At 70.0% G+C, this 14000-nt stretch carries 14 protein-coding genes; 9 read left to right on the top strand and 5 right to left on the bottom strand.

What is annotated here, in order from left to right; all coding sequences use genetic code 11:
- Positions 1-38 precede the first annotated feature (38 nt).
- The 3 genes from Pmi06nite_RS16685 to Pmi06nite_RS16675 all read left to right on the top strand — a co-directional run bounded on the left by Pmi06nite_RS16685 (position 39) and on the right by Pmi06nite_RS16675 (position 5678).
- Positions 39-1436 carry a hypothetical protein gene (locus tag Pmi06nite_RS16685; RefSeq protein ID WP_203953931.1) on the top strand — a complete coding sequence of 466 codons (1398 nt, stop codon included), beginning with the start codon at positions 39-41 and terminating at the stop codon, positions 1434-1436.
- Positions 1437-1695: 259 nt separating this feature from the next.
- A complete protein-coding gene (locus tag Pmi06nite_RS16680) occupies positions 1696-3045 on the top strand; it encodes a carbohydrate-binding domain-containing protein (protein ID WP_203953930.1) in 1350 nt (449 codons plus the stop codon).
- Between the two features lie 233 nt (positions 3046-3278).
- The gene (locus Pmi06nite_RS16675; RefSeq protein ID WP_203953929.1) at positions 3279-5678 is read left to right on the top strand and encodes an HNH endonuclease; all 2400 of its coding nucleotides are present in this window, start codon (positions 3279-3281) and stop codon (positions 5676-5678) included.
- A gap of 71 nt (positions 5679-5749) precedes the next feature.
- Here the strand turns inward: Pmi06nite_RS16675 and Pmi06nite_RS16670 are convergent, their stop codons facing one another.
- Complete coding sequence (locus Pmi06nite_RS16670) at positions 5750-6367, bottom strand: CGNR zinc finger domain-containing protein (RefSeq protein ID WP_203953928.1); 618 nt, start codon at positions 6365-6367, stop codon at positions 5750-5752.
- A 40-nt stretch (positions 6368-6407) separates the two neighbouring features.
- On the opposite strand from Pmi06nite_RS16670, the gene Pmi06nite_RS16665 reads away from it, so the two are divergent.
- A complete protein-coding gene (locus Pmi06nite_RS16665; protein WP_203953927.1) occupies positions 6408-6824 on the top strand; it encodes a hypothetical protein in 417 nt (138 codons plus the stop codon).
- Positions 6825-6836: 12 nt separating this feature from the next.
- Here Pmi06nite_RS16665 and Pmi06nite_RS16660 read toward each other — a convergent pair whose 3' ends face one another.
- From Pmi06nite_RS16660 to Pmi06nite_RS16650, 3 genes are all read right to left on the bottom strand, one after another.
- Positions 6837-8018 (bottom strand): globin domain-containing protein, encoded by a 1182-nt coding sequence (locus tag Pmi06nite_RS16660; protein WP_203953926.1) that lies wholly within the window; start codon positions 8016-8018, stop codon positions 6837-6839.
- A 73-nt stretch (positions 8019-8091) separates the two neighbouring features.
- Positions 8092-8520, bottom strand: a complete 429-nt coding sequence (locus Pmi06nite_RS16655) for an RrF2 family transcriptional regulator (protein WP_203954153.1) — start codon at positions 8518-8520, stop codon at positions 8092-8094.
- Between the two features lie 116 nt (positions 8521-8636).
- Entirely contained in the window at positions 8637-8996 is a 360-nt protein-coding gene (locus Pmi06nite_RS16650; protein WP_203953925.1) for an ArsR/SmtB family transcription factor, read from the bottom strand.
- 293 nt (positions 8997-9289) lie between these two features.
- Between Pmi06nite_RS16650 and Pmi06nite_RS16645 the strand changes: the two genes are divergently transcribed.
- On the top strand, positions 9290-10030 hold the full coding sequence (locus Pmi06nite_RS16645; protein ID WP_203953924.1) for an SDR family NAD(P)-dependent oxidoreductase: 741 nt from the start codon (positions 9290-9292) through the stop codon (positions 10028-10030).
- A gap of 20 nt (positions 10031-10050) precedes the next feature.
- On the opposite strand, the gene Pmi06nite_RS16640 is transcribed toward Pmi06nite_RS16645, so the two are convergent.
- Positions 10051-10791 (bottom strand): hypothetical protein, encoded by a 741-nt coding sequence (locus Pmi06nite_RS16640; protein ID WP_203953923.1) that lies wholly within the window; start codon positions 10789-10791, stop codon positions 10051-10053.
- Between the two features lie 174 nt (positions 10792-10965).
- Here Pmi06nite_RS16640 and Pmi06nite_RS16635 point away from each other — a divergent pair, with 174 nt between their 5' ends.
- The 4 genes from Pmi06nite_RS16635 to Pmi06nite_RS16620 all read left to right on the top strand — a co-directional run bounded on the left by Pmi06nite_RS16635 (position 10966) and on the right by Pmi06nite_RS16620 (position 13954).
- Positions 10966-11487: an RNA polymerase sigma factor gene (locus Pmi06nite_RS16635; RefSeq protein WP_203953922.1), complete on the top strand. Its 522-nt coding sequence runs from the start codon at positions 10966-10968 to the stop codon at positions 11485-11487.
- The gene (locus Pmi06nite_RS16630; protein WP_203953921.1) at positions 11484-11951 is read left to right on the top strand and encodes a hypothetical protein; all 468 of its coding nucleotides are present in this window, start codon (positions 11484-11486) and stop codon (positions 11949-11951) included. The genes Pmi06nite_RS16635 and Pmi06nite_RS16630 overlap by 4 nt, the downstream gene beginning before the upstream one ends.
- A gap of 342 nt (positions 11952-12293) precedes the next feature.
- Positions 12294-12701 carry a YciI family protein gene (locus Pmi06nite_RS16625; protein ID WP_239113984.1) on the top strand — a complete coding sequence of 136 codons (408 nt, stop codon included), beginning with the start codon at positions 12294-12296 and terminating at the stop codon, positions 12699-12701.
- An 8-nt stretch (positions 12702-12709) separates the two neighbouring features.
- Positions 12710-13954, top strand: coding sequence for an RNA polymerase sigma factor (locus Pmi06nite_RS16620; RefSeq protein ID WP_203953919.1), 1245 nt, complete (start codon positions 12710-12712; stop codon positions 13952-13954).
- Positions 13955-14000: the final 46 nt, after the last annotated feature.

Raw genomic sequence — 14000 nt, 5'->3', positions numbered from 1 at the left:
CCTCCCCATGAACGATCTTCGGGGCACATAATCGACGGGTGGGAAGCCGCAATTCCGACGATGTCCGCATTGCCCCAGAAGTCATCGCGGCCGCCGTTCCCAGGGAGAGCGACGGACGGCTTCTGTGGGCGTCTGCGAGAGCAGGGCTGCTCGCCGCCGCACCCGTCGCGGTCGTCGCGATGATCCTCATTGAGACGACCGGGTCGTCATGGTGGTTCCTGCCCGTCCCGCCCGTCGCCCTGGCCGTCGCGACGTACGCCGACGGGATCGTGCTCCTGCACCGGGAGGCGGAACGCTCCGCGCGGAGCGGTCGTATCGCAGGGTCCCTGTACAACCGCGCGCCGAACAAGGCGAGGGGTGTACGCGCGAAGGATCTCCGCCCCGGAGACTGGGTGTGCTCCGAGGCCGACCATGACGAGAGGACCCGGTCGATCCGCGAGCGGAACGCCGACAACGAGGCGGACCACCGGCGGCGGACGGCGCAGCGAGATGAGCGCGAGCGCGAGGCGAACCTCAAGTTCCGGATGGACCTCGCCGAATGGACGGCGAATCCGCAGGGGCCGCGGCCCACCCGGCCCCGCATTCCGGGGATCCCGAAGCCGTACCTGCATCCGCTGCCCCCGCCGGAGTTCGCGCCCGTCCTGGTGCTCGACCTCTCCGGGGACGAACGCACATCGGGTGTCTGGCTCGCCGGCCGGTCTTTCATCCCGGCGGGTGCGGCCGACCACTTCCTGCGCGGCGGGAGGGGAGTCCCGGCGCGCGTGGCGAATGACGACGTCACCCTCGCGGAGGCGGTGTCCGCCCTGATGGCGGCCCTGTCGTCCTCCTGGGCCCAGGAGAGCGTCCTGCTGGCGTCCATGATCGGGGCGGGGCATCCACCCCGGTCGGCGCGGCACGCCGTACGGGCCTGCGTGGCGGTCGGACTCGCCGTGCCCGACCCCGGACGGCGGCGCACCCTCCTCGAGGGGCTGCCCCGGCTGCGGGCGAGGCTGGGCGTCGAGGTCCGTGACCACAGGATCAAGCTGAGCGATCTCGGCACGGCGTGGACGCGTTCCGTCTCACCGCCCGCGGTCGGCGGGCCTGCCGCGCCCACGATCAGTCACCAGTTCCACCTTTACAACCCGACCTTCGCGTATTCGAACATCGGCGGCGTCGGCGACATCGTGCACAACGAGCGGGATCCGGAGATCACCGCCCTGGTGAAGGCCGTCGTCCAGTTCCTCGAAGCGCAACACGACCGTTTCCCGGAGACGTCCGATCCGGGTGGGCTCGAGGCGGCGCTGGAAGATCTCCGCGGGGCGCTGGCGGAGCCGGAGATGCCCGTCTCCCGCGTGCGGAAGACGCTCGGCGTCGTCTACCAGGTGGGTGTGGACCTGGCGGTCGGCGTGGGCGGCAACTTCCTCTTCGAAGGCATCAAGAAAGTGATCGGCATGTAGGCGATCACGGTGATCGCCGGGGAAGATCGCGGCGGCCGGCGTTCAGGGCGGCGCTCGCGCCGTCCGGGCGCTACTACGCGGACCCCCTCGAGCCGGTCGCGGAAGCGGCCCTGACAGACGAGCCGAACCGCGAGCCGGGCGAAATGTGAAGTACAGCCGGCGTATCTCCAATGTGTTTCAGGTCTTTCATGTGCCGTACCTGATCTTGCTTAGCATCCAGGTGCCAAGCAGCGGATGACGTGCATGGAGGAATTCGACGATGCGCTTCAGGAGAACGAGATCCGCGGTCATCGCGGCGATCGCGGGAGCGGCGGTGGCGGCCGCGGGCCTCTCCGGCACCGCGAGCGCCGCGCCGGCCTCGCAGTTCAGTGTGGTGGACGGGACGATCACTCCGGCGAAGGGCATCCCGGTGCCCGCGTCCGGCACGCAGGCCTCGTTGTGGAGCAACTCCAGCTACGCGACCACGACGATCGACGGCTCCGGCCGGGTGCAGATCGGCGCGATCGGTGACAACTGCCAGGGCTGGCCGACCGTCCGGGTGACGGCGGACGGCACGCTCCTCGGTGACACCACGATCGTGAGCGCCACGAGTTACGGCACCTACGGGGTGGGGCCGGCGCTCGGCGCGGGCACGCACACCATCAAGATCCAGCTCGTCAACGACGTGCAGACGACGGCATGTGACCGCAACGTCCACCTGGCCTACGCCCGGATGGAGACGCCGACCACGGACACCAAGTTCAGCTTCGCCGTCATGCCCGACACCCAGCAGGAGGTGCTGAACGCGAGCGACACCCGCTTCAAGAACCGCACCGACTGGCTGGTGAGCAACAAGTCCGCGCTGGACCTGCGGTTCGTCACGCATTCCGGCGACGTCGTCAACTGGGACACCCCCGATCACTCGCAGTACGTGATCGCCGGGAACGCGATGCGGTCCCTCGAAACGGCGAAGATCCCGTACTCGCTGGCGATCGGCAACCACGACACGCAGGCGACCGGTGTCGGAGGCTCGGCGCGCGACCCCGCGCACACGCGGGAACTCGTCCGGGACACAAGCGTCTTCAACCAGTACTTCACCGCGGCCCAGTACGGCGCCGTGAAGGGACAGTTCGAGGCGGGCAAGGTCGACAACTCCTACTCGACCTACGACGCCGGCGGCGTGCAGTGGCTGGTGATGACCCTCGAACTGTGGCCGCGGACCGAGGTGGTCAACTGGGCCAAGAGCGTCGTCGCCGCCAACCCGCACCACAACGTCGTCGTCGTCACGCACGACTACATCGACGCCAACGGCAACATCGAGCAGAGCGGCTCGTACGGAGCCAACAGCCCGCAGTACCTGTACGACAACCTGATCAAGCAGTACGCCAACATCAAGTTCGTCTTCTCCGGTCACGTGGGCGTCGCGGGCAACCGGGTGGACACCGGCGTCCACGGGAACAAGATCTACTCGTTCCTCCAGACGTTCCACTCCAACACCACCAACCCGGTACGCCTCGTGGAGATCGACACCAAGGCCGACTCCGTGCGCACCTGGGTCTACGGGCCGTACGGCAACCAGTCGTTTACCGAGTACGACCGCTCGTTCACCGGCCTCGGCCTGGTGCGGTAGCGGACCTCACGACCACGGCGACCGTGAGACCCCTGCCGGGGTCCGCGGTCGCCGCGCCGGCGCCGGCCGCCCCTTCGGGCAGCCGATCCCGCCCCTGAGGCCGCCCTTCCTTCCGTACGGCGGAGCAGACGGATGGGCGAAGGTGGGGGGAGCGAGCGTCTGGAGCAGATGTGTTTGAACGTGAGCAGCAGGTTCGGCGCGCTTCACCGGACAGGACCGCCTCGCGTCAGGGGATGCCGCGTGGTGTGGAGACGCTGCTGCGATTCCAGCGGTCCGCGGGCAACGGCGCGGTCGCCTCCGCCGTACAGCAGCGGAGCGGTGCCGCGGCCTCACCGGGCCGTCCCGGTGTGATGGCGGTGGACGTGCAGCGGTGCGCGCCGAAGGACCCCGGGTGCGCCTGCCCCGCGGAGGACAAGCAGGCCGCGGAGCTCATCACCCACGATCCCGGCCTTACCGAGGAGCCTCCCGTCCAGCGCGTGATGGAGGACCGGCATCAGCCGGGGCAGCCGACCGTCCAGCGGGCGCCGCCGGCCGCGGCCCAGGCGGGGGTCTCCTTCCAGGGACGCTTCTTCGCCGGCGATCCCGCTCAATTGCGCACCACCCTGGAGATCCTGGTCGTCGAGAAGGGCGCCGAGGGTGCGGAGTCGTTCGCGTACGCCTTCCTCCGGATGGGGATGGAGGACCGCCTCCGCCTGCAGTTGAAGGGGACGGATCCCGCGCTGATCGACCAGGTCCAGGCCGCCTTCGAGCCCGTGCTGCAGACGTTCCAGAAGGAGCGGAACAAGTACGTCGAGAGCTTCCGCGACGAGGCGGCCGCCGGAGCCCAGATCGTCCTCACCAAGAGCCGGGACGCGCTCAACAAGGAGAGGGACAAGTACACCGGGGAGGGCTGGCCCGTCGAGGAGCCCGACCTGGACGGGCTGCGCGCCGCCGCGAAGGCGCTCGCCGCCAGGCGCCACTCAGCGGACGCGGCGGCCGCGAAGGCCAAGGACGCCTTCGGTGTGATGCGGAGGCAACTCCAGACGCCCGCCCATCCCGGCTCCTTCGCACCGGCCCCGATCGTCCCCTACTTCCCCGATCCCGCCCTGCGTGAAGCGGCCGGGACGACGAACGAGGCGTGGTACCAGGAGGAGCAGTCCTACGCGAAGCTGCGCACGACGCACGAGGCGACGTTCCCGGCCCTGGCGATGTACACCGACAACGAGGACGGGAAGGCCGCGAGCCGCCTGGAGGACCTGCCGACCTGGGGGATCCTGGCCGACCGCCGGCTCAAGAAGAACGTCGTCACCGAGATCGACAGCCGGATCGGCGACAACCTCACCGCCTCCCGCTCCTTGAACGACAAGGAGAAGGCGTGGGAGCTCCCGAAGATCATTGATCTGACGCTGAAGGGCAAGCAGGCCAAGCCGTTCGAGGAGAAATGGGTCAGGCACCGGGTGGGCCAGGTGCACGAGGAGGCCGCGGAACGGCAGCGGCTGCTCGCGGCGATCACGGTCGGCTTCGCGGTGGCGGCGGGCATCCTGACGGCCGGCGCGGCGGCCGCTCCCGCGGGGTTGGCGGGCACGGCCGTCCTGGCCGGTCTGGCCACCGCGGCGCAGGCCGGGACCACGGCGTTGACGATCGCGACGGCATACCAGGAGCTGATGGACTACCGGTTCAAGAAGGCCACCCAGGAGACCTCGCTCGACCGCGCCGATTCGATCGCGGGTGACGATCCGTCGTTCCTCTGGCTGGCGGTCACCCTGGTCGGCGCGATCGCCGAAGTCTCCGCGCTGAAGGCGGCCTTCGTCACGCTGAAGGGCTCGGTCCAGGCGGCCAGGGCTGCCCGCAACACGGTCGGCCTGGCCGAGGAGGTCGTCAAGATCCGGGAGCTGACCCCGGCGGCCGGCGAGTCGATCACCAACCGGGTGAAGGCCGAGATCGACGCGATGGCTCCCCAGGTCGCCGACCCGGGGACGCTCAAGGCGACGGCCGGGCTCTCCAGCGACCGGCTGGCCCAGCAACCCGACCTGCTTCGGCACGAGTTCCAGCTCGCGCAGTCGTCCCCGGCTCGCCGGGCGATCCAGGGCGAGGTGTACTCCGAAGAGGTGATCATGGAGAACGGCCACGTCTGGCGCAAGCAGCGGGAGAACGGGCGCTGGTGCCGCTTCTCCAGCGACCCGCTGTGCTTCATCTTCGGCGAGACCGGGGACGGGCACATCGACTCGTTCTCCGCTCCCCGCAAGGCCCGTCAGGGGGAGTGGAGCGGGGTGCCCGGCAAATCCGATTTCACGCCGAACGACCCGGTGGCTCTGATCCGTGCCCGGTACCGCCCGATCCCGTACCGGAACGGATATCCAGATTTTTCGCAATTCGCTGAGGAACGAGCCCTCATCCCGCGCGACCAGTACGCGATCCCCGACCGCAATCTGCATGAACGGCTCGCCGACAGGGCCCTGGCGCGATCGCGCGGATGGCTGCTGGCCAACGGGGATCCGGACGTGGCCCGGGCCGTCGCGTTCCGCACCAACCCCGCCGACCCGCTGACATGGCACCACGTCGAGGGTGACAACGTCCTTCTCCTCGTGCCGAGGTCCATTCACCGGGCCGCCCAGCACGCGGGTGGCTTCTCGATCCCCGCGCTCGCCTACTGAGGGCACCGGGTCCGGACGAGCACGCGGCGCGGATCCCTCACCGAGACGGGGGAGGCGCGGTCGTGCCGTCCTCAGGCGTCGTGGGCCCGCCTGGCCCGGTAGGCGGTCGCCTTGGCGCGGTTCTGGCAGGACAGATCGCAGAACCGCCGCGAGGCGTTGCGGCTGACGTCGTAGAAGACGCGATCGCACTCATGGGCCGAGCACCGGCCGAGCCTGGCCGTACGGCCCGCACCGATGATCATCGCGATGCCGGTGGCCATGTCGGCGATGTAGGAGTCCACCGGACCCTGGCCGACGGCGTGGAACGCGAGCACCAGCGGCTGCCCGGGCCGTCCGTGCAGGTTGGGCATCGCGTTGTGCGCCGCCAGCAGGTCGTTCAGCACGTCCGCTGCACCCTGGACGTCGCCGTCCACGCACGCGTCGACGGCGACGCGAAGACGTCGGACGGCGGCGGTCAGCACTTCGGCGCCGTCGGGACCGAAGGGGGCGGTGTGGAGGCTCTGGTCGGCCGACAGGGCCTCCTCGATGATCACCAGCTGGTCGGCCCCTGAGCGTGGGGGATCGACGTGCCGGCCGTGCGCGTGTTCGCTCGCGAGGTCGTTGACGAGCCGGAGGGCGAGCCCGGCGAACTCGGCGACATAACTGTCAAAAGTTTGTTGACTAGTGATTCCGGCGGGATCTATCGTCACTGCCGTATCGTACATAGATAGTGATGACGAGGAGCCCCCCATGGCTGTGATCCCCCTGAGTGACGCCAGCCGCGTCGTCGCCGGCCTCCTGTTCCTGACGATCGTGACCATCGAGTTCGGTGGCTGGTTCATGACAAAGATCGTCCGTGGGGATGTGCCGATGACCGACTTCCAGAAGTCGTTCGCCCGTGCCGGGCACGCTCACGCCGGTGTCCTGGTGACACTGGGCCTGGTCTGCCAGCTACTGGCGGACGCGACCACTCTCACCGGCGCGGCGGGCTGGCTCGCGCGGTTGGGCGTCCCGGTGGCGGCGGTCCTGATGTCCGGCGGGTTCTTCGCCTCGTCGGCCGGCCGGGGGGTCACCGGGCCCAACCGCTTCATCGCGATCCTGTGGCTCGGCGCGGCCTCGCTGGCCGCGGGCGTGATCACCCTCGGCGTCGGCCTTCTCGCGGCCTGAGGTCCTGCCCGGTCAGTCCTGCCCCAGCCACAGGTCGGGTCCGAAGACCTCGTAATGGACGGCGGAGGCCGGCACCCCGCGCGCGAGCAACTGGGAGCGGACACTGCGCATGTACGGCAACGGCCCGCAGAGGTAGGCGGTCAGCCGGTCGGGTAGCTCGATCTCCGCGAGGTCGACGTAGCCGGCGTTGGGCGCCGGCCGGCAGGCGCAGTGGACCGCCTCCTCGTACCACCGGTGCAGGGTGGCGCCCGGCAGGCCGTCGACCAGCCGGATGAGTTCCTCACGATGCGCGTGGTCGGCCGGCGAACGGTCGGCGTGGACGACGGTGACCTGCCGGGCGGAGCCGGTGGCCGCGAGATGCTCCACCATGGAAAGGATCGGAGTGGCGCCGATGCCGGCCGAGGCCAGCAGCAGCGGGGTGTCGCCGCCGGGCAGCGTCACGTCGCCGAACGGCGGGGAGACCGTCAGCACGTCCCCGGGTCCCACGTTGGCGTGCAGCCAGTTGGACACCTCGCCGTCGGGGGTCTCGCCGCCGCCCACGCGTTTGACCGTGATCCGGCAGTCGTCCCGCTCGGGGGCGGACGACAGGCTGTACTGCCGGATCTGACGGGCCCCGTCCGGCAGGGCGACCGCGACGCTGATGTACTGACCGGGCTTGAAGGTCAGCGGGACCTCCGGCCGCAGGGTGAAGGAGGCCGCGTCGGCGGTCTCGCGCCGTCGCCCGACCACCGTCGCCCGCAGCCAGCCCGTCGCCGAGTCCCGGCGCAGGCCCGCCTCCAGGGCGATCAGCGCGTTCGCCATCAGCCAGTAGACCTCGTCCCAGGCGCGGACCACGTCCGGGGTGACGGCGTCGCCGAGCACGTCCGCGATCGCGGCGAAGAGGTATTTGTGCACCACTTCGTATTGCTCGGTGGTGACACCGACCGAGACGTGCTTGTGGGCGATCCTGGCGAGCATGGCGTCCGGCCGTTCCTCGGGATGCCGCACCAGGGCGGTGGCGAAGGCGGCGATCGACCCGGCGAGGGCGCTGCGCTGCCGGCCGTTGGCCTGATTCCCCCGGTTGAACAGCTCGCGCAGCAGTTCGGGATGGTCGGCGAACATCCCGTCGTAGAAGCGCGCGCTGATGTCCTCGATGGCGTCGCCGATCGCGGGCAGGGTGGTTCGGACGGTGGTCGCCGCGTCCGGTGAGAGCATGTCGTCCCCCAAATTAGTAAGTGATCTTCATATTAAAATGCATGCGCCGACGACCCTCGCTCGGGCTACCGGATCATCCGAGGCTGAGCAGGACCGGCCCGGTCGGAGAGGTGACGAGGTCGCCCACGGTCAGTGGGTCCAACGCGGCGTAGAAGGCCTGCTGCGCCTCGCGCAGCGCGCCCCGCAGACGGCAGGCCGCCCGCAGCGGGCACGGTGGGTCGCCCTCGCACGCGACGACCTCCTCCTCGCCCTCCAGTTCGCGGACCAGCCAGCCGAGTGACGCCGCACGTCCGAACCCGGTCACCTGCAGGCCGCCGCCACGTCCTCGATGGGCCTCCAGCACCCCGAGGTGCTGGAGGCGGGCGACGACCTTGGCGGTGTGGGTGTAGGGGATCGCCATCGCGTCCGCCACCTGCTGGGTGGTGAGCGTGGCCCCCTGCTCCGCTGCCGCCAGGCGCATGGTGACGCGCAGGGCCATGTCGGTGAACTTCGTCAGGCGCACCATGTGACCGTATCAAATCGGATTCTTGGTTACCAATTAACACCCCGGCCGAGATCGTGCACGGTCTGGGAGTGTCGCTCCGTCTCCGTGGGCGGAGAAGGCCGCGGGATTTCGCCTCAGGGGCCGGGGGGAGAGGGGGTCGCCTCGGCGTCCGGAGAGGACGGGATCCGCTGCGCCTCGACCAGGTCGAGCAGTCCGGGGAAGCGCTGCTCGAGATCCGCGCGGCGGAGCGTCACCTTGCGGCTGTTGCCGTAGTCGACCTGCCGGAGCAGGCCCGCCTCACGCATCACCCGGAAGTGATGGGTAAGGGTCGACTTGGAGACGTTGAGCTTGAAGGACGCGCAGGTCCGCTCGACGCCGTCCTCCTCCCGGCACAGGTCCTCGATGACCTGACGGCGGTGAGGGTCGGCGAGTGCCGCGAACAGAGAGCCGAGCTCCATCTCCTCGACGGCGGGGTGACCCTCAGGGTCCGGCATGACGAACTCCCCTCAAGGTACGACGTAGATCATACCATGCGCCTTCCCTTCGAGTTCGCGCGAGCGATCCCGAGCGATCCCGCGCTGCGCCTCCGGCGAGCAGCCCGGAATGTCACACCAGGCCAAAGGGGTGCAAAGGATTCAGGTACGGCTTGTGTCGTACCTGTGGAAAGTGTAAACAGGTACGGAACTCGTCGTACCTTGACGGGTCGGAAGCGGGCGGCGGCACCACGGACGGGGGTCGCCCGATCAGAGCCGGACGGGGTCCGGCTCGCGTAGACAAGGACCTGTAGATGGAACTTCAGAATCAGACGGCGCTGATCACCGGGGCCGGCTCGGGGATCGGCCAGGCGACCGCGATCCTGTTCGCCCGCGAGGGCGCGTCCGTGATCCTGGCCGGTCGCAGGGCCGACCGGCTCGAGGCGGTCGTCAAGGAGATCGAGGCCGAGGGCGGCACCGCCCGATATGTCGCCGCCGACATCAGCGACCTGGACGATGTCCGCAGGCTCGCCGAGGAGGCGGCAGGCGTCGACATCCTGGTCAACAACGCCGGCATCTTCCCCTTCGCCTCCACCGCCGACCAGACCGTGGAGGACTTCGACAGGCTGTTCGACACCAATGTGCGCGGCACGTACTTCCTCACCGCTCCGCTGCTGCAGAAGATGGCGGCCCGGGGCTCGGGCAGCGTCGTCACGGTCACCACGATCGCGGACATCGAGGGCATGCCGAACGCGGGCGTGTACGGCGGGACGAAGGCCGCACTCGCCTCGCTCACCCGTTCCTGGTCCACCGAGTTCGCCGGAACCGGTGTCCGGGTGAATGCGGTGGCGCCCGGGAACACCAAGACCGACGCCGTCGTCGACGTGCTCGGCGAACAGGAGTTGGAGGAGTGGGCGAGGACCGGCAACCCGATCGGCCGCATCGGCCGCCCGTCGGAGATCGCCGAGGCGATCCTGTTCCTCGCCTCGTCGCGCTCGAGCTTCGTGACCGGTGTGGAACTCGCGGTCGACGGGGGCTACACCACCCGGGGCTGACCTGAAGAACCCGCCCAGGATCAGGAGAAACGCTCGATCGTCACGGGGATCAGTCCTTCGTGACGCATCACCGTCGTCAACTCCCGCAGCAGCGGCCGTACGGTGTCGCCGGATCGCCCTGCAAGGCAGGCGGTCAGGTCGAGGCACCACGCCACACCGGGACCGATCCGGCGGAGATCCCAGCTGAACAGGTCGTCGGCCACATTCAATGAGGCCGTGCCGACCACACGCGTTCGCGGATCGGCGAAGTCGTCGGACAGCGTCATCCGCCAGATCGCCCGCAGGTGCGCCAGGCGGTCCCGGCCCACCTCGCCGGCGAACAGGACGCGATAGACCCGCTTCTCGCGGAAGCCCGCGGGTGCCTCGGGAGAGCTGAGCAGCAGGAGGGGTTCGCCCAACGGCTCACGGTCGTGGAAGCGGGACCGCAACGCCGTCTCACCGGGCAGTTCGCCCCCACCGAGCCGCCGGTAGACGACCTCGGCGTCACGGCGGGGGACCGCGACGACGCGGCGCCGTAGTTCCGGGTCCCCGCGCATCCCGCGGGCGAAGGCCGCCGAACTCCACCAGTCGCCGTCCGCCGCGGTCCACCCGGCGCTGTCCAGGCCGATCGCCGTGTGGTCGTCGGCGAGGACGAACTCCTCCACGACGATTCCCTCCGCGGGCGTCTCAGCGGACGGTCTGTCCGGGAGCACCAGGTAGTAGTCCAGCGCGTACGGGGCCGCGACGGCCGCCGCCGCGTACGGGTGCATCTCGGTGGCCATACGCCGCACATCCCTTGCTCCGGACTCGGACGGTCCGGACCTCGAACGCCGTGACGCCGAGCATTCTTGACCCGGGCGCACCAGGTGTCCAACCTGTCCGGGATGAGGAGTCCACGAGGACGCGTGAACCTGGAGGCCGTCTCGTCCGACTGTGCTGGGTGACGGGAGGACGATATGACCGAAGAGTTGCTGGTGGTGCGTGCCCAACTCGGGGAGCGTGCCGCGCTCGCCGAGTTGGTGCGCGTCTGGCACGTGCCGGTGTGGACGTACGTGCGGCGGATGCTCGACGCCGCGCGGGCCGACGACGTGACCCAGGAGGTCTGGCTGGCCGTGGTCAGGGGGCTGCCCCGGCTGCGCGAGCCCGGCCGGTTCGCACCCTGGCTTTTCACCATCGCCCGCCGTGCGGTGGCCGACCGTCTGCGGGAGGAGTACGGCGAGGCCGAGCGGACCTCGGACGGCGAGCCGGTCATGGACGACCCGGTCGAGGCGGCGACGGACCGCGCCGCGCTCGTCACCGCGCTGTCCGGCCTGCCGGTGCTCGAGCGGGAGATCCTCGTGCTGTTCTACCTGGAGGACCTGTCCCTGGAGGACTGCGCGCAGATCTGCCGGGTTCCGCTCGGAACGGTCAAGTCCCGGCTCAGCAGGGCCCGCCGCCTGTTACGTGACCACCTGACCGAGAGGGGATTCCAGCCATGAACGACGAGCCGCGTGTGTCGGCGGAGGAGATGATCGGGCGGCTGCCGTTGTCGCCATGGGCGCGGATCCGCGCCGCGGTGGCGCTGACGGCGGGCCTGGCCGGGGCGGTCTTCATGGGAGCGCTGTTGATCACCGAGCCGGGACCGCTCCCCGGCGGAACCCGTCTCGCCTTCGCCCTGTTCACGGTGCTCTGCCTGGCCTGGGCCAGTTACGGGGGGTGGGTGATGACGCATCGGGCGCCGTTGTTCGCCACCGATCGGGTGATCGCCGCGTGGCTCGCCCTGACCGCTTCGGCCGTGACGACCGCGGTCGTGACGACGATCGCCGTCCAGCGGGGCGCCGGACCGGTCCTTCCGCTGGCGACCGGGGGTGTCCTCGTCGCGGTGTCCGCGGTGCTCGCCGTACGCGCTCACGTCCGTCGTGCCACGCTGCTGCGCCGCAAGCGCGAGCTGAGCGGGGAGTGAAACCCACGAAGACTCCTTGAAGAACACCGCCGACGATCGTCAGAATCCTGCTCGTCGGAGTCCTCGCTCCGGTCGGCGGACTGCTGGTGCTCGCCCATCTGATGCTGGACTTCCTGGGCTGACCACGGTGTCCTCGCGAAACGGCTCGACACCCTCGGGCAGGGCGCCCTCGTACTCGCGGTACGGGTCCTTCGGAGTGACCGCGAACCAGCCCAGGGGAGCGCGTTCCGTGGAAATCTGGAAATCTCCGGTGTTCAGGTGTCCGGGATGGCCGGGCGGCTCCGACGTCTCTGACGTACGGCACCGCAGAGGTGCCGGAAGAAGGGAGAGACCGTGAAGTACATGATCTTGAGCTATGCCTCCCAGCAGGACTACGACAACATGGCGGGCAAGGCGGCGGGCACGCCGGCCTGGTCCGCGGAGGACTTCGCCGCCCTGGGCGCCTTCATGGAGGCCTTCAACAAGGACCTCGAGGAGTCCGGGGAACTCGTCGAGACGCGGGCGCTGGCGGCTCCGGTCCACACGCGGAGACTCGGGCCGGGGAACGGCGCCACGGTCGTGACGGACGGTCCGTACGCGGAGACCCAGGAGGTCCTCGCCGGTTACTGGATCCTGGAGTGCGAGAGCTTCGACCGGGCCACCGAGATCGCCGCCCGGCTGGGCGAGTGCCCCGCCCCGGAGCACGTAGCCGCGAGGGCCTACGCGGACGTCCGGCCGATCGCGGAATCCCAGGCGGAACTGGACTACTGATCGCCTCCGTGCCCGGCACCGAGGTCGAGGACCTGCTGCGCCGGCTGGCGCCGCGGGTCCTCGGCGCGGTCGTCCGGCGGTACGGGCATTTCGACGCGGCTGAGGAGGCGGCGCAGGAGGCGCTCCTCGCGGCCGCCACGCAGTGGCCGGAGGAAGGGATCCCGGACAACCCCCTGGGCTGGCTGATCACGGTCGCCTCACGCAGGCTGACCGACCTGCTGCGGGCGGAGCAGGCTCGCCGGCGCCGCGAGGACACCGTCGCCCGGTGGACTCTGCCCGGCGAACGGCCGGCGCCCGCCGCCGACACGCCGCCGTCGGAATCCGACGACACGCTGATCCTGCTGTTCATGTGCTGTCATCCCGCGTTGTCGCCGGCGTCCCAGATCGCGCTCACTCTGCGTGCGGTCGGCGGCCTGACGACCAGGGAGATCGCCCGGGCCTTCCTGGTGCCCGAGGCCACCATGACCCGGCGCGTCAGCCGCGCCAAGCAGCGGATCAAGGACAGCGGCATCCCCTTCCGCATGCCTGCGGGAGCGGAGCGCGCCGGACGGCTCGGCGCCGTGCTCCACGTGCTCTATCTGATCTTCAACGAGGGTTACGCCAGCACATCGGGACCGAGCCTGTACCGCAGCGAGTTGTCGGCGGAGGCGATCCGGCTCGCTCGCATGGTCCACCGCGTGCTGCCGGACGACGGCGAGGTGGCGGGACTGCTCGCGCTCATGTTGCTCACCGACGCACGCCGCCCTGCGCGCACCGGCGCGGACGGCGAGCTGATCCCGATGGCGGAGCAGGACCGCGGCCTCTGGGACGCCGGCCACATCGTCGAGGGTGTCGCACTCGTCACCGAGGCGCTGCCGCGAGGGGTGCCGGGCCCCTACCAGCTCCAGGCGGCGATCGCCGCGGTCCACGACGAGGCGCCGAGCGCGGAGGCGACCGACTGGCCGCAGATCACGGCGCTGTACGAACTGCTGATGCGGATCTCCGACAATCCCATGGTCCGGCTGAACCACGCCGTCGCGGTCTCGATGGCCCGCGGTCCCCAGGTGGGGCTCGACATCCTCGGAGATCTCGCGGCCGACGAGCGGATCGCCGAGGACCACCGGCTCCACGCGGTCCGGGCCCACCTGCTCGAGATGGCCGGTGATCGTGTGGCGGCCCGCGAGGCCTACGAGGAGGCGGCCCGGCGGACGGCCGGTCTTCCGCAACAGCGCTACCTGCGCTCCCGCGCCGCCCGCCTGGAGGATGATTCGTGACGGTGAAGGCCGCGTTACGGCGTGCCCGCGCCGCCGCGCGCGGTCT

It is taken from the genome of Planotetraspora mira (assembly GCF_016863275.1).
Lineage (GTDB): Bacteria > Actinomycetota > Actinomycetes > Streptosporangiales > Streptosporangiaceae > Planotetraspora > Planotetraspora mira.
This window is presented reverse-complemented; position numbering and strand designations above follow the sequence as displayed.

Bases quoted from the DNA above. Each gene is read 5' to 3' on its own strand.
- Pmi06nite_RS16645 (WP_203953924.1), top strand. From the start codon at position 9,290: ATGGAACTTCAGAATCAGACGGCGCTGATCACCGGGGCCGGCTCGGGG.
- Pmi06nite_RS16665 (WP_203953927.1), top strand. From the start codon at position 6,408: ATGGCTGTGATCCCCCTGAGTGACGCCAGCCGCGTCGTCGCCGGCCTC.
- Pmi06nite_RS16635 (WP_203953922.1), top strand. From the start codon at position 10,966: ATGACCGAAGAGTTGCTGGTGGTGCGTGCCCAACTCGGGGAGCGTGCC.
- Pmi06nite_RS16640 (WP_203953923.1), bottom strand. From the start codon at position 10,791: ATGGCCACCGAGATGCACCCGTACGCGGCGGCGGCCGTCGCGGCCCCG.
- Pmi06nite_RS16625 (WP_239113984.1), top strand. From the start codon at position 12,294: ATGATCTTGAGCTATGCCTCCCAGCAGGACTACGACAACATGGCGGGC.
- Pmi06nite_RS16675 (WP_203953929.1), top strand. From the start codon at position 3,279: ATGCCGCGTGGTGTGGAGACGCTGCTGCGATTCCAGCGGTCCGCGGGC.
- Pmi06nite_RS16660 (WP_203953926.1), bottom strand. From the start codon at position 8,018: ATGCTCTCACCGGACGCGGCGACCACCGTCCGAACCACCCTGCCCGCG.
- Pmi06nite_RS16630 (WP_203953921.1), top strand. From the start codon at position 11,484: ATGAACGACGAGCCGCGTGTGTCGGCGGAGGAGATGATCGGGCGGCTG.
- Pmi06nite_RS16680 (WP_203953930.1), top strand. From the start codon at position 1,696: ATGCGCTTCAGGAGAACGAGATCCGCGGTCATCGCGGCGATCGCGGGA.
- Pmi06nite_RS16650 (WP_203953925.1), bottom strand. From the start codon at position 8,996: ATGCCGGACCCTGAGGGTCACCCCGCCGTCGAGGAGATGGAGCTCGGC.